This is a genomic window from Xinfangfangia pollutisoli (assembly GCF_020179405.1).
Lineage (GTDB): Bacteria > Pseudomonadota > Alphaproteobacteria > Rhodobacterales > Rhodobacteraceae > Pseudogemmobacter > Pseudogemmobacter pollutisoli.
In genome coordinates this window covers 1-13,859 of record NZ_JAICBZ010000095.1, presented here as the reverse complement: position 1 = coordinate 13,859, position 13,859 = coordinate 1, and the positions used below count along the sequence as shown (strand labels likewise).

The following is a 13,859-nucleotide window of genomic DNA, read 5'->3' as shown; positions in this document are numbered from 1 at the left end:
GCATGTCGCGCAGGGCGAACACCTCTTCCTGCAGCGCGACCGGGCGGGCCAGGAAGACCAGCCGGTAGCTGCCGATCCGGGAAAAGCCGATCGCCTCATAGGCGCGGGCGGCGGCGGGGTTGTTGGCAAACAGCACCGCCACGCGCGCGCCCCTGTCGCGCGCCTCGGCCAGAAGCGCGCGGGTGACCTCGCGCCCCAGGCCAAGGCCGCGCGCCGCTTCGGGCACATAGACCCCGCCCACCTGCACCAGATCCGCAACCTGCGCATTCAGCGCCGCCATGGCGACGGGACGGCCGTCTCGCAGCAGCAGCCGGCAGGAGCTGTCTTCGGCGCAGGCCTCGATGGCCCGGTCGCGGCACAGCGCGGCCTCTTCCGCGGGATCGGTCGGCGCAAAGCCAGTGCCGCGGAAATAGCCGCGGAACCAGTCCTGCAACAGCGGCTCGTCCCCCGGGCGGGGGCGGCGCAGCGGCGCCGGCCCGGGCGGCAGATCGGCCAGGGTCAGGCGGTAGAGCGGTTCGGTCGAATCGGCCCGCATCGCCGCGGGCCCCAGCCCCAGCGCCGGCAGAAGAGCCGCGATCTGGCCGGCCTCTCCGGTCAGGCCGGTCGCGCGTTCGCCGGCCAGGGCACCGGCCAGCGCCGCCACTTCGGCGGGCGTGGCGCCGGGGATCTGACACAGAACCACCCCGGCATTGGTCAGGCCCAGAACGGCGCGGATCGGCCCCTCGGCCGGCAGCCGCCAAAGCCGCGTCGCGTGCGGATGCGTCCCGCTGCCCAGACCGAAGCGCGCCAGATTGCCGCGCAGAAACATCGATGTCGCGGCATGGCGCGCCAGAAACGCCTCAAGCGCCGCCTCGTCGCCCGGGACGCAGCGCCGGATCACCGCCAATCCCCCGCCGCCGCCTGCCACAGCGCCAGCGCGGCCAATGCGGCGGTTTCCGCACGCAGGATGCGCGGGCCCAGCGCGATGGGGGTGACGAATTCCGCAGCCTCCAGCCGCCGGCGTTCGTCTTCGGAGAACCCGCCCTCGGGCCCGATCAGCAGCGCCGCCGGCCCCGGCGCCGCGGCGAAGGCGGCCGAGGGCCCGGCCGCGCCCCCCGCCCGCGCCTCATCGGCCCAGAACAGCCGCCGCCCGGCCGGCCAGCCCGCCAGGATCCGGTCCAGCGGCTGCAGATCGTCGACCGCTGGCACCCAGGTCGCGCCGCATTGCTCGGCCGCCTCGGCCGCATGGGCGCTGTGGCGGTCGGCGCGGAACCGCTCGGAGTTCATGTGCCGCGTCGCCACCGGCATCAGCCGTGCCGCGCCCAGTTCCACCGCCTTCTCGACGATGAAATTCGTCCGCTCTTTCTTCACCGGAGAAAACAGCAGCCACAGATCGGGCGGCGCCCCCTGCGGCGCGGTCTGGTCGCGGCAGACCGCCACGCCGCGGCGCTTGCCCGCCTCGGCCACCTCGGCGCGCCATTCGCCATCCTGCCCGTTGAACAGCAGAACCGCATCCCCGACCCCCAGCCGCATCACGGCAAAAAGGTAATTCGCCCGCGTCTCGTCCAGGGCGACGGCTTGCCCCGGACCGAGCGGCTGATCTACATAAACCCTGATCTTCGGCCCTGCCATGAGGCGAACCTATGAGCGACGCACAAGGAAAGCCAGAGCAGCCGGCATCGGGAATGGTCTTCGATGCGCCGCCCGGCAATTGGGTGGACCGCTGGGCCCCCCTGGCCACGCGGCCCTATCTGCGCCTGTCGCGCGCCGACCGGCCGATCGGAACCTGGCTTCTGTACATCCCCTGCCTTTGGGGCATCGCGCTGGCCGCCAATGACGGCAGCGGCTTGCGGCCCTGGGATCTGTGGCTGGCGCTGTCCTGCGGGATCGGTGCGCTTCTGATGCGCGGGGCGGGCTGCACCTGGAACGACATCACCGACCGCGACATCGACGCCCAGGTGGCGCGGACGCGCTCGCGCCCCCTGCCCTCGGGCCAGGTCAGCACGCGGCAGGCGCTGGTCTGGATGGTCGCACAGGCGGTGATCTCGGCCCTGATCCTTCTGTCCTACAACGGCATCGCCATCGCGCTGGGCGTGGCCGCACTGCTGCCGGTCGTGATCTACCCCTTCGCCAAACGCTTTACCTGGTGGCCGCAGGTCTTTCTGGGCATCGCCTTCAACTGGGGCGCGCTGCTGGCCTGGGCGGCGCATGCCGGCCACCTGCCCTGGGGGGCGATCCTTCTGTATCTGGGCGGGATCAGCTGGACGCTGTATTACGACACGATCTATGCCCATCAGGACAAGGAAGACGACGCGCTGATCGGTGTCAAATCCACCGCGCGGCTGTTCGGAGACCAAAGCCGGCGCTGGCTGCTGGGATTCCAGGCGCTGACGCTGCTGCTGTTCACCGCCGCCGTGGCGCTGACCATCGGGCCTGCGCGCGGGCTGTGGCCCATGGGTCTGGCGCTGGTCGGGATCTGGGCCTTCGGCCTGCATATGGTCTGGCAGATGCGCGGGCTGGATCTGGACGATCCCGCCGCCTGTCTGCGCGCCTTCCGGGCCAATCGCGATGCCGGGCTGATCCCTGTGCCGTTTCTTGCCATAGCGGCGCTGCTTTGATTGCACCTTGCGGCCTGAACCCCTAGGACACTGGCAGCGCCCGCGCGGCGCCCGATGCTGTTCCGATCCCGACGACCTGCCGCAAGAGCTGCCCCTTGCCCAAAAGATTGCTTCGCCTGTCGCCCTCGCTTCTGGCCGCGCTTGCCTTCGTTCTGGCCAGCGTGGTGATGCTGGGCATCTCATTCGCTGCCGCGCTGGTGATCGAAAGCCGCTCGGCCGAGGTGGTGCAAAGCCGGATGACCGAGGCCGGGATGACCTGGGTCACGGTCGAGACGGACGGGCTGCAGGTGCGCCTGTCGGGCACGGCGCCGAACGAATCCGCGCGGTTCCGGGCGCTGAACCTGGCCGGATCGCTGGTCGATTCGGGCCGGCTGCGCGACCGGCTGGATGTGGCCCCGGCCTCGACCGTCGCCCCGCCGCGCTTTTCGGTCGAGATGCTGCGCAATGATGACGGCATCCAGCTGATCGGGCTGTTTCCCGAACAGCCCGCCCCGGGCGGATTGTCGGATGCCGATCTGGCCGCCGCCGCCAATGCGCTGGCCCCGGATACCGAGATCGTCAACATGCTGCAGAAGGCGGCCTATACGCCGCCCGAAACCTGGGACGATGCGCTGCGCTTCGGGCTGAACGCGCTGAAGATGCTGAAACGGTCGAAGATCTCGATTGCGGCCGACCGGGTCGAGGTGACGGCGATTGCCGACAGTGCCGCCGAAAAGCGCCGGATCGAGGCGGATCTGCGCAAGGCCAAGCCCCAGGGCGTGGTTCTGGTGCTGGATGTCTCGGCGCCGCGGCCGGTGCTGACGCCCTTCACCCTGCGCTTCCTGAAGGACGAGACCGGCGCGCGTTTCGATGCCTGCTCGGCCGATACCGACCGCGCCCGGGCGGTGATCCTGGCCGCGGCCAGCGCCGCCGGCCTGTCGGGCGGCACGGCCTGCACCGTGGGCATGGGTACGCCCTCGCCGCGCTGGGGCGATGCGGCGGCGGCGGGCATCCGCGCGGTGGCCGCGCTGAACGCGGGCTCGGTCACCTTCTCGGATGCCGATGTGACGCTGATGGCGGGCGAGGGCGTCAGCCCGGCCGATTTCGACCGGGTGGCGGGCGATCTGCGCGCCGCCCTGCCCGATGCCTTCTCGCTGGACATGATCGGGCCGAAGACCGATGCCGCGGTGCAGGGGCCCGCAGAATTCACCGCCAAACTGTCGCCCGAAGGCCGGGTGGAACTGCGCGGCCGGCTGGTGGACGAGACCCAGCAGGCCGCCGTGACCGCCTATGCCCAGGCCCGCTTCGGCGCGACCAAGATCTACACCGCCACCACGCTGGACCCGACCCTGCCCGATGGCTGGCCGACCCGGGTTCTGGCCGGGATCGCCGCCCTGGCCGAATTGCATGACGGCACGCTTCTGGTGCGGGCTGATCGGGTCGAGGTGAAGGGCGTCACCGGCTCGCAGGACACGCGCGGCCGGGTGACGCAGATCCTGTCGGCTGAACTGGGCCAGGGCGCGACCTTCAAGGTCGATGTGCGCTATGACGAGGCGCTGGATCCGCTGGCCGCCCTGCCCACGCCCGAGGAATGCGCGGCCACGGTTCACACGATCATGGCCAGGCAGAAGATCACCTTCACCCCCGGCTCGGCCGAGATCGCGGCCGAAGCGGGCCCGGTGATCGAGGCCCTGGCCAAGGCGCTGGCCGATTGCCCGGGCTTGCCGCTGGAAATCGCCGGCCATACCGACGCCCAGGGGTCCGAGACCGGCAACCAGGCGCTCAGCCAGGCGCGGGCCGAAGCGGTGCTGATCGCGCTGCAGGGCCGGCGGGTCGATGTCTCGGCGATGTCGGCCAAGGGCTATGGCGAGGCGCGGCCGATTGCCGACAATGGCACCGAAGCCGGGCGCGAGGCCAATCGCCGGATCGAATTCGTGCTGAAGTCCGCACCGGGCGAAGCCGAGGCGGCGGATGGCGCCGCGGCAGCCCCCGCAGCAGGCCCCGGGGGCGCGACCGCGGCCGAAGGCGCAGATGCGGCGCCGGCCGAGGATCAAAGCCCCTCGCTTGCGCCCCAGGAAAAGACCATGCGCCCCAAGGCGCGGCCCGACCAGCCGGGCTGAGGCCGGCGGGACAGGAAGGACCAGATGAACCGCACCGAATTCGTTGTCGCCACCGCCATCATCCTGCTTCTGGCCTTTGCCATGGGCTGGTTCGCCCATTGGCTTCTGCACCGTTTCGCGCGCAATGCCGGCGGCGGCGATCTGGCCGAGATGGACCGGCTGGCCCAATCGCTGCACGAGGCCGAAGAGATGCGCGACCAGGCGGTGCTGTATCTGGAACAGCGCGAGGGCGAGTTGATGAACCAGATCTCGCAGACCGAGGCCGAGCTGCGCGCCGCGATGGAAGGCCTGCGCGACGCGCGGCAAGAGGTTGAAGAAATGCGCAGCTATATCGAACGGATGCACGCGAACGGCTGATCGGCGCGCCGGCCCGCTGCGCCGCTTCCGCGATCCGGCCAGCAGCCGGGGAACTGCGCCGCGATCTGGACCTATCGCCGGCGCGGAACTGGACAAGCGCCGGGGCGCGTGCCACCTAAACCGCAATCCCCTTTTCCGCCAGGAGGCCCGTGATGCTCGACTCCGTGACCAATCTGCGTGACCTGTTGAAGGACCCGTCGCTTCTGGTGACCAAGGCCTATATCGCCGGCGACTGGGTCGATGCCGCCGATGGCGCCACCTTCCCGGTCGTGAACCCCGCCCGCGGCGATGTGATCTGCCATGTGCCCGACCTGACCCGCGCCGATGCCGCCCGCGCCATCTCGGCCGCCCAGGCGGCGATGAAGGACTGGGCCGCCCGCACCGGCAAGGAACGCGCCATCATCCTGCGCAAATGGTTCGACCTGATGATGGCCAACCAGGACGACCTGGGCGCCATCCTTTGCGCCGAGATGGGCAAGCCCCTGGCCGAGGCCAAGGGCGAGATCGCCTATGGCGCCAGCTTCATCGAATGGTTCGGCGAAGAGGCCAAGCGCGTCTATGGCGAGACGATCCCCGGCCATCAGCGCGACAAGCGCCTGACGGTGATCAAGCAGCCGATCGGCGTTGTCGCCTCGATCACGCCCTGGAACTTCCCGAACGCGATGATCACCCGCAAATGCGGCCCGGCTTTGGCCGTGGGCTGCGGCTTCGTCGCCCGTCCCGCCGCCGAAACCCCGCTTTCGGCGCTGGCGCTGGCGCTGCTGGGCGAACGCGCCGGCCTGCCGAAGGGGATCTTGTCGGTCATCACCTCGAAACGCTCGTCCGAGATCGGCAAGGAATTCTGCGAGAACCCGATCGTGCGCAAGCTGACCTTCACCGGCTCGACGGAAGTTGGCCGCATCCTGCTGCGCCAGGCGGCGGATCAGGTGATGAAATGCAGCATGGAACTGGGCGGCAATGCGCCCTTCATCGTCTTCGACGACGCCGATCTGGATGCGGCGGTCGCGGGCGCGATGATGTCGAAATTCCGCAACAACGGCCAGACCTGCGTCTGCGCCAACCGCATCTATGTGCAGGCCGGCGTCTATGACGCCTTCGCCGCCAAGCTGAAGGACGCGGTCGCCAAGACCCGCGTCGGCGACGGCCTGTCGGAAGACGTGCAATTCGGCCCGCTGGTCAACAAGGCGGCGGTCGAAAAGGTCGAGGAACATATCGCCGACGCCACCTCGAAGGGCGCCAAGGTGATCGCGGGCGGAAAGCCGCATGCGCTGGGCGGCAATTTCTTTGAACCCACGATCCTGACCGGCGTCACCGATGACATGGTCGTCGTGAACGAGGAAACCTTCGGCCCCGTCGCCCCCCTGTTCAAGTTCGACACCGAAGAAGAGGTGATCGAGAAAGCCAATGCCACGATCTTCGGCCTGGCCTCGTATTTCTATGCCCGCGACATCGGCCGGATCACCCGGGTGCAGGAAGCGCTGGAATATGGCATCGTCGGCGTGAACACCGGCATCATCTCGACCGAGGTCGCGCCCTTTGGCGGGGTCAAGCAATCGGGCCTGGGCCGCGAGGGCAGCCGGCACGGGATGGAAGACTACCTGGAAATGAAATACATCTGTCTCTCGATCTGATCGCCCCACCCCGGGGCCCATCCCGGGGCTGGACATCGCAGAGACGACAATCGGGGCGGCTTGCCAGAAGCCGCCCTTTTTCAATCAGGAGCGCAGGATGACCGAACCCTATACCCCGCCCAAGGTCTGGACCTGGGAAGTGCCTTCGGGCGGCACGTTCGCCTCGATCAACCGCCCCATCGCGGGGCCCACGCATGACAAGACCCTGCCGGTGGGCGAACAGCCGCTGCAGCTGTATTCGCTGGCCACGCCCAATGGCGTGAAGGTCACGGTGATGCTGGAGGAACTGCTGGCGCTGGGCAAACCGGCCGAATATGACGCCTGGCTGATCGAGATTTCCAAGGGCGACCAGTTCGGCTCGGGCTTTGTCGAGGTCAATCCGAACTCGAAGATCCCGGCGATGATGGACCATTCCGTCACCCCGCCGCAGCGCATCTTCGAATCGGGCTCGATCCTTCTGTACCTGGCCGAGAAATTCGGCGCGCTGATCCCGACCGACCTTGCCGGCCGTACCGAATGCCTGTCCTGGCTGTTCTGGCAGATGGGCTCGGCCCCCTATCTGGGCGGCGGCTTCGGGCATTTCTACGCCTATGCGCCGGAGAAGATGGAATATCCGATCAACCGCTTCGCGATGGAGACGAAGCGCCAGCTGGATGTGCTGGACCGGCATCTGGCGGACAAGGACTGGATGGCGGGCGGGGAATACTCCATCGCCGATATCGCCATCTATGCCTGGTACGGCAATCTGGTGCTGGGCCGCGCCTATAATGCGGCGGAATTCCTGGATGTGGCCTCGTACAAGAACGTGCTGGCCTGGGCGCAGAAGATCGACGCGCGGCCTGCGGTGATCCGCGGCCGCAAGGTCAACCGCAACTGGGGCCAACCCTGGGAGCAACTGCCCGAGCGCCATTCGGCCGCCGATCTGGATGCCCTGCCCAAGGCGCCCTAAACCTTTAGAAACAAAGACGCTATCCGATATCAGGCCCGCGCTAGACCCTAGCGCGGGCCTGCTTTTGCCTAGCATCGCCGCGGCCCTCATCTTGGCCTCATCGCCCCCCGAACCGGCTGCCGGCCGGGGGGCCCGAGCCAAAGCAACCCCGATCAGGGAAAGGACCGACCCGATGTTTACTGCTGCCAAAACCTCGGCCATTGCCGCCATCGCCGCCCTTGGCGTCGCCATTCTTCCCGCCGCCCCCGCCCTGGCCTGGGGCAAGAAGGAACAGGGCTTCCTGGCGGGTGTCGCCACGGCCGTGATCGTCGACAAGCTGCTTGAGGCGAACCGCGCCGCCCGTGCCGCCCCGGCGCCGACGCCCTATTACAGCGCGCCGGCCTTCGTCGATCCCAAGCCGCGCTATGCGCCGGCCTATGGCACCACCAGCACCAGCGCGATCTACGGCACCCCCGCCGCCCGCGCCTTCAACAGCTATTCGCGCGACGAGCGCAAGGCGATCCAGCGCCAGCTGCGCTATCAGGGCTATTACACCGGCGGGATCGACGGCGCCTTCGGGCCCGGCACCTATGGCGCGGTGACCGCCTATGCCCGCGATGCTGGCGCCACCGGCAATCTGAAAAGCACCGGCGGCGCCTTCGCCGTCTATGACGGGCTGCTGTACTAAGCTTTCGCCTTGCGTTGCGGTCCGGCCGCCCTGTCCCCGTCCGGCCGGGCCTGGGCCCCCTTCCCCGTCCCCGGGAAGGGGGCCCGAGTTTTCGTCGAAAACTCGAAACGACGCGTTTTCGATGAAGACGCGCGGGCCCCTCAGGGGCGCAGGTTCCAGGTCAGCCAGGTCGTGTCATAGACCTGCCCGCGCTCGGCCAGAAAGGCCGCGACCTGATCGGCGGGGATCACCGCCCCCTTGCGCCGGAAAGTCCAGTCCAGAACCAGTTGCCCCGGCCCCGGCACGCTGGCCTCCCGGCGATAGGAAAAGCCCGCATTCTCGATCGCCAGCGCGGGCGGCGCGATCAAATCCACCGCCGCGCCCGACAGTTCGATCCGGTGCCGGAACACCGCCGGGCGGCCGGTCTCCATCGGCAGAAGCCGCGGCCGATCCAGCCTGTCGGGCAGGTTCGAGGCGAAATCCTCGGCCGCCAGCGGAAAGGCCGCGTCCAGGCCGCCAGCCTGCAGATCCGGCAATGCCAGCAGATAATCCTCGGTCATCTCCAGCCGGTTGGCGCCGCGATCATCGGTCAGCCGAACCTCGCCCTGCAGCCGCAGCCCCGGATAGCGCCCGGCATAATAGGCGAAATAATCCTCGGTCACCTCGCGATGCGGGCTGGTGGCCCAGCGGCGGCGCAGATCGTCGGCCGCGCCGCCCTGATGCGTCGACCGCACGGTCAGCGCCAGGCCCTGCGGGGTGAAGCGGAACTGTTCCACCACCTCTGAGGACCACAGGCTTTCCGCCGTCACCGGCAGCGGTTCCAGCCCGCGCTGGTCCGGCCCCGTCAGCGGCAGCGCCCAGCCGTAATCGGGCGGGGTGGCACTGGCATCGCGGAACCGCCCGCCCTGATGCGTGGCCGTCGGGTCAACCCAATGCACCTGACCGTCCAGATGCAGGCGCAGGATCATATGGTCGAAGGCGCCCAGCATCGGCACCTCGTCCGGCAGGGCCGCGCCGGCATCGCTGTCGGTCAGCGCCACTTCGGCCGCGATCCCCAGCCGGCGCAGCATCACCGCCAGCAACAGTGCCTTGTCCTTGCAATCGCCGAAGCCCGAGCCCACCACCTCGGCCGGCGCCCGGGCGAAATAGCCGCCCTCGCCCACGGAAAGCGAGACATAGCGCAGCTCGTCCTGCACCATACGCAGCGCGGCCAGGGCACGGGTCTCGGGATCCGGACTGGCCGCCGCAATCGCCGCCACCCGGTCCTCCCAGGCGCCAAGCGGGTAATCGGCCGCGTAATAGGGCGTCAGCGCGGCCGAGATCGCGCCCCAATCGGCATCCGTCGACAGGCGCAGACGGGCGGTCGGATCGTCGCCCGGCGGCACCAGATCCTCGGCCCGCGGCGGCACATGGCCGATGCGCTGCCATTCATGCCGCGTCGCGCCATCGGGCAGCGGGCCTTCGAAATGGCTGACCCGGTCGGGCAGGGCCGCCTGATGGAAGGGCCAGCCCGCGGGCCAGGCCACCACCGTGCGCGACAGCACGACCGGCACCGCCCATTCCAGCTGAGACACAACCGCCCGTTCGCCCGCGCCGACAAAGGGCCGCTCCTCGCGCAGCACGGCATAGTCGACCACATCGCCCAGCCGCACATCCGGCACTTGCAGATAGACGGTCAGCGCGCCGTCGATCACGCCTTCCTCCAGCCGTTCCTCGCGGCGCATCACCACCGCCTCGACCCGGTCTTTCAGGTCGATCTCGGTGCCGTCGCGCCAGATCGACAGCCGGGTCAGCGCCACCCGGTCGAAGGCCGGATCGTAATCGAAGGTGATCGTCGCGGCCAGATCCAGCCCGGCGCGGTCGGTCACTTCGGTCGCGGTGCGGCTCCAGTTCAGCCGGGTCTCGCCCTGCCAGCGCAGCTGATGGTCGGACAGCAGATAATGCACACCGTCGCGCGCCTCGGCCCGCAGGGCGGGATCGTCGGGCGGCAGCGGGATGTCGTCGACCCAGTCCGGAGTGGGGCGCCGCTCCAGCCCGTCGGCCAGCGCGGCCATCGCGGTCAGCAGCCACAGAACACAGGCGCGCAGCAGCTGCATGATCATCCTCCACAAGGCCTGCCATCCTAGGCGCTCGCCCCGCCGCGGCAAGCCCCCGGCCAGAAACCCGCGCCCCGACGCCAAGGATTGCCCGGCGGCGCGCGTCAGATTATCGGTCATGCTGATGGACACGCCCGACGAAACCCTTGCCCAGGCCGCAGCAGGCGGCGACCGCGCGGCCTTTGCCGCGCTGGTCGGCCGGCATTACGACCGGATCCAGGGCCTGGCCTGGCGGCTGACCGGCAGCCGGGCCGATGCCGAGGATCTGGCGCAGGACATCTGCGCCGCCCTGCCGGTGAAGCTGGCCCATTGGCGGGGCGAGGCGCGGTTCAGCACCTGGCTGTACCGCGTGGTGGTCAATGCCGCGCATGATCTGCGCCGCCGTCAGGCCACGCGCGCCCGCGCCGCCGATGGCTGGGGCGATTGGGAAGTCGCCCGGCAGGATGACATCGCCGCCTCGCGCGCCGCGCAGGACTGGCTGGAAGCGGCGATGGCGCGGCTGACGCCGGATCTGCGCGATACGGTGGCGCTGGTTCTGGGCGAAGAACTGACCCAGGCCGAGGCCGGGCAGATCCTGGGCGTCAGCGAGGGCACCGTCGCCTGGCGGATGTCCGAAGTGAAGAAACGGCTGCGGGCCATTGCGGCAGAGGAGGCGAGATGACAGACGAACTCGACGCCCTGAAAGCCGCGCTGAAAGGCGCCCCGGCGCCCGATCCGCAGGCCCGCGCCCGCGCCCTTGCCCTGGCGATGGAAAATTACGACCGGCTCCAAGCTTCCGGCGCCGCCCCGCGTCCGAAGGAAGACCGCCCCCGCAAGGCGGCTTTCCAAGGAGTGCGTTCAATGTTGAATTTCCTGACCTCCCGCCCGGCGCTGGCCGCCACCACCTCGGTTGCGGCGCTGATTGTCGGCGTCACCGTGCTTCTGCCCGTGGCCGAGCGGCTGACCCCGCCGCTGATGCCGAAGATTTCCGCCCCCGGCACCCCGCAGGGGCCCGGCTCGTCTCTGGCCGAGGCCGCCCCGCCTGCGGCCGATCCGGCGCCCGGCGGGGCGGCCGATGCGCCCGCCGCTGCGGCCCGCATCGCACCACCCGCGCCCGAAGCGCCGCCCGCCGCCGCCGAAGAGGCCGCCCGCCTGGCCGAACCGAAGCCCGAGGCCCAGGCCGTGGCAGAAGCCGAAGCGGATGCCGCGATGGCCGATAGCGATGCCCGCGCCCGCAAATCGGCCGCCGCCCCGGGAAGCGGCATCGTCGAGGCACCCGAGATGTATGCGCTGCCCGCGCCCGTCACCTTGCCCGACATCCTGCCCAGCCTGGAACCCGATACCGAAGCCTATGCCACGGCCGAGGCGAACCCGGTGAAGGTGACCGCGGAAGAGCCGGTTTCCACCTTCTCGACCGATATCGACACGGCGTCCTATGCGCTGGTCCGCTCGACCCTGAATATGGGCGTGTTGCCGACGCCCGATCAGGTGCGGGTGGAAGAGATGGTGAATTACTTCCCCTATGCCTATCCCGCGCCCGAAGGCGGCCAGCCCTTCGCGACCACCGTCTCGGTCATGCCGACGCCCTGGAATGCCGGCACGGAACTGGTGACCATCGGCCTGCAGGGCGCCCTGCCCGCCATGGCCGACCGCCCGGCGCTGAATCTGGTCTTCCTGATCGACACCTCGGGCAGCATGGAAGACCCAAAGAAGCTGGGCCTGTTGAAGCAGTCGCTGGCGCTGATGCTGCCCGAACTGCGCCCCGAGGATCAGATCGCCATCGTGGCCTATGCCGGCTCGGCCGGGCTGGTGCTGGAGCCGACCAAGGCCGCCGAGAGGGACCGGATCCTTGCCGCGCTGGACGGGCTGACCGCCGGTGGATCGACCGCCGGGGCGGAGGGGTTGGAGCTGGCCTATCAAACCGCGAAGGCGATGCAGGGCGAGGGCGAGGTCAGCCGCATCCTTCTGGCGACCGATGGCGATTTCAACGTGGGGGTCAGCGATCCCGAGGGGCTGACTGCCTATGTCGCGAAGAAGCGCCAGCAGGACGGAACCTATCTGTCGGTCCTGGGCTTTGGCCGCGGCAATCTTGACGATGCAACGATGCAGGCCCTGGCGCAGAACGGCAATGGCCAGGCCGCCTATATCGACACCCTGTCCGAAGCGCGAAAAGTGCTGGTCGACCAGCTGACCGGGGCATTGTTCAGCATTGCCGATGATGTGAAAGTGCAAGTCGAGTGGAACCCGGCCCAGGTCGCGGAATACCGGCTGATCGGCTATGAGACCCGCGCCCTGCAGCGCGAGGATTTCAACAATGACAAGGTCGACGCGGGCGAGATCGGCGCGGGCCTGCAGGTGACGGCGATCTACGAGATCACCCCCGTCGGTTCGGAGGCGCTGCGCAATGACCCGCTGCGCTATGGCACGGCGCCCGAAGCCAAGGGCGGCTCGGACGAGTTGGGCTTCCTGCGGCTGCGCTGGAAGGCGCCGGGCGCGGCCTCCTCGCAACTGATCGAACGGCCGATCACCGGCCAGGAAGCCGCGACCGACGACAGCCGCTTTGCCGCCGCCATCGCGGGTTTCGGGCAATTGCTGCAGGGCTCGGTCTATCTGGGCGACTGGTCCTGGGATCAGGCGATTTCGCTGGCGCTGTCGGCCCGCGGCGATGACCCCTATGGCTACCGGATCGAGGCGGTCAGCCTGATGCGGCTGGCGCAAAGCCTGGCGAAATGATCACAAGCCTGTGAAGTCGGGGCGGCGCCGGGATGAAACCTGCGCCGCCTTCGTCTGTTTCGCGGGTGGCCGATGGGGCCGCCCGCCCCGCCTCGGGCCGATGAGGCGCCTGGGAGATCAAGATGACCCGCACCCCGCTTGCCGCCGCCGTTCTGGCGCTGATGGCCGCCGGCCCCGCCCTGGCCGAACCGCCGATCCACGACGCCAACGGCATCCTGACCGATGCCAAGGGCATGACGCTGTACACGTTCGACATGGACAAGGATGGCGTCTCGGCCTGCTACGATGCCTGTGCCGCGAACTGGCCGCCCCTGCTGGCCGAAGCCGGCGCCAAGGCCGAGGGTGATTTCGGCCTGACCGCGCGCAAGGATGGCGCGATGCAATGGACCTATTACGGCATGCCGCTGTACCTTTGGGTCAAGGATGCCAAGCCCGGCGATACCACCGGCGATGGCGTCAAGGGCGTGTGGCATAGCGCGATGGCGAAAGAGTGACACCGCTTCTGGACGAGATCGAGGCCGCGATTCCGGGGCTGCGGGCCTATGCCCGCGCGCTGCTGCGCGACCGCGAGGCGGCGGATGATCTCGTCCAGGACACGCTGGAGGCCGCGGTGGCCCGGAGGGGCCAGTGGCGCGGCGAGGGATCGTTGCGCGGCTGGCTGTGCCGCATCCTGTTGAACCGCTTCCGCGATGGCTATCGCCGGCAAGAAGAAATAAGGGGAGCGCAGGAACATGGCACGTGATCCGAAAGCCGCTCGTGGCGGCAAGCGCAA

13 protein-coding genes are annotated in these 13,859 nt (G+C 69.1%); 10 read left to right on the top strand and 3 right to left on the bottom strand.

The window, feature by feature from the left end; all coding sequences use genetic code 11:
* Both K1Y73_RS22140 and K1Y73_RS19020 read right to left on the bottom strand, forming a co-directional pair.
* Positions 1–880 (bottom strand): GNAT family N-acetyltransferase (locus tag K1Y73_RS22140; protein WP_225029888.1); only part of this gene is annotated, 880 nt, incomplete at its 3' end.
* Entirely contained in the window at positions 877–1,611 is a 735-nt protein-coding gene (locus tag K1Y73_RS19020; protein WP_225029887.1) for a 16S rRNA (uracil(1498)-N(3))-methyltransferase, read from the bottom strand. The genes K1Y73_RS22140 and K1Y73_RS19020, both read right to left, overlap by 4 nt.
* Before the next feature lie 11 nt (positions 1,612–1,622).
* Here K1Y73_RS19020 and ubiA point away from each other — a divergent pair, with 11 nt between their 5' ends.
* The 6 genes from ubiA (at position 1,623) to K1Y73_RS18990 (ending at position 8,300) form a co-directional block, all read left to right on the top strand.
* A complete protein-coding gene (gene ubiA, locus K1Y73_RS19015) occupies positions 1,623–2,597 on the top strand; it encodes a 4-hydroxybenzoate octaprenyltransferase (RefSeq protein ID WP_225029886.1) in 975 nt (324 codons plus the stop codon).
* A gap of 95 nt (positions 2,598–2,692) precedes the next feature.
* Positions 2,693–4,696, top strand: coding sequence for an OmpA family protein (locus K1Y73_RS19010; RefSeq protein ID WP_225029885.1), 2,004 nt, complete (start codon positions 2,693–2,695; stop codon positions 4,694–4,696).
* Between the two features lie 24 nt (positions 4,697–4,720).
* Positions 4,721–5,053, top strand: coding sequence for a prominin family protein (locus K1Y73_RS19005; protein ID WP_225029884.1), 333 nt, complete (start codon positions 4,721–4,723; stop codon positions 5,051–5,053).
* Positions 5,054–5,205: 152 nt separating this feature from the next.
* Positions 5,206–6,684 (top strand): NAD-dependent succinate-semialdehyde dehydrogenase, encoded by a 1,479-nt coding sequence (locus K1Y73_RS19000; RefSeq protein ID WP_225029883.1) that lies wholly within the window; start codon positions 5,206–5,208, stop codon positions 6,682–6,684.
* Between the two features lie 97 nt (positions 6,685–6,781).
* Complete coding sequence (gene yghU, locus K1Y73_RS18995; protein ID WP_225029882.1) at positions 6,782–7,633, top strand: glutathione-dependent disulfide-bond oxidoreductase; 852 nt, start codon at positions 6,782–6,784, stop codon at positions 7,631–7,633.
* A 172-nt stretch (positions 7,634–7,805) separates the two neighbouring features.
* Entirely contained in the window at positions 7,806–8,300 is a 495-nt protein-coding gene (locus tag K1Y73_RS18990; protein ID WP_225029881.1) for a peptidoglycan-binding domain-containing protein, read from the top strand.
* Positions 8,301–8,440: 140 nt separating this feature from the next.
* Here the strand turns inward: K1Y73_RS18990 and K1Y73_RS18985 are convergent, their stop codons facing one another.
* On the bottom strand, positions 8,441–10,375 hold the full coding sequence (locus K1Y73_RS18985; RefSeq protein WP_225029880.1) for a DUF3857 domain-containing transglutaminase family protein: 1,935 nt from the start codon (positions 10,373–10,375) through the stop codon (positions 8,441–8,443).
* Between the two features lie 124 nt (positions 10,376–10,499).
* Between K1Y73_RS18985 and K1Y73_RS18980 the strand changes: the two genes are divergently transcribed.
* From K1Y73_RS18980 to K1Y73_RS18965, 4 genes are all read left to right on the top strand, one after another.
* Positions 10,500–11,036 carry an RNA polymerase sigma factor gene (locus K1Y73_RS18980; RefSeq protein WP_225029889.1) on the top strand — a complete coding sequence of 179 codons (537 nt, stop codon included), beginning with the start codon at positions 10,500–10,502 and terminating at the stop codon, positions 11,034–11,036.
* Positions 11,033–13,087 (top strand): vWA domain-containing protein, encoded by a 2,055-nt coding sequence (locus K1Y73_RS18975; protein WP_225029879.1) that lies wholly within the window; start codon positions 11,033–11,035, stop codon positions 13,085–13,087. The genes K1Y73_RS18980 and K1Y73_RS18975 overlap by 4 nt, the downstream gene beginning before the upstream one ends.
* 122 nt (positions 13,088–13,209) lie before the next feature.
* On the top strand, positions 13,210–13,581 hold the full coding sequence (locus K1Y73_RS18970) for a COG4315 family predicted lipoprotein (RefSeq protein ID WP_225029878.1): 372 nt from the start codon (positions 13,210–13,212) through the stop codon (positions 13,579–13,581).
* Positions 13,578–13,829 (top strand): RNA polymerase sigma factor, encoded by a 252-nt coding sequence (locus K1Y73_RS18965; protein WP_225029877.1) that lies wholly within the window; start codon positions 13,578–13,580, stop codon positions 13,827–13,829. The genes K1Y73_RS18970 and K1Y73_RS18965 overlap by 4 nt, the downstream gene beginning before the upstream one ends.
* The last annotated feature ends 30 nt before the right edge of the window (positions 13,830–13,859 follow it).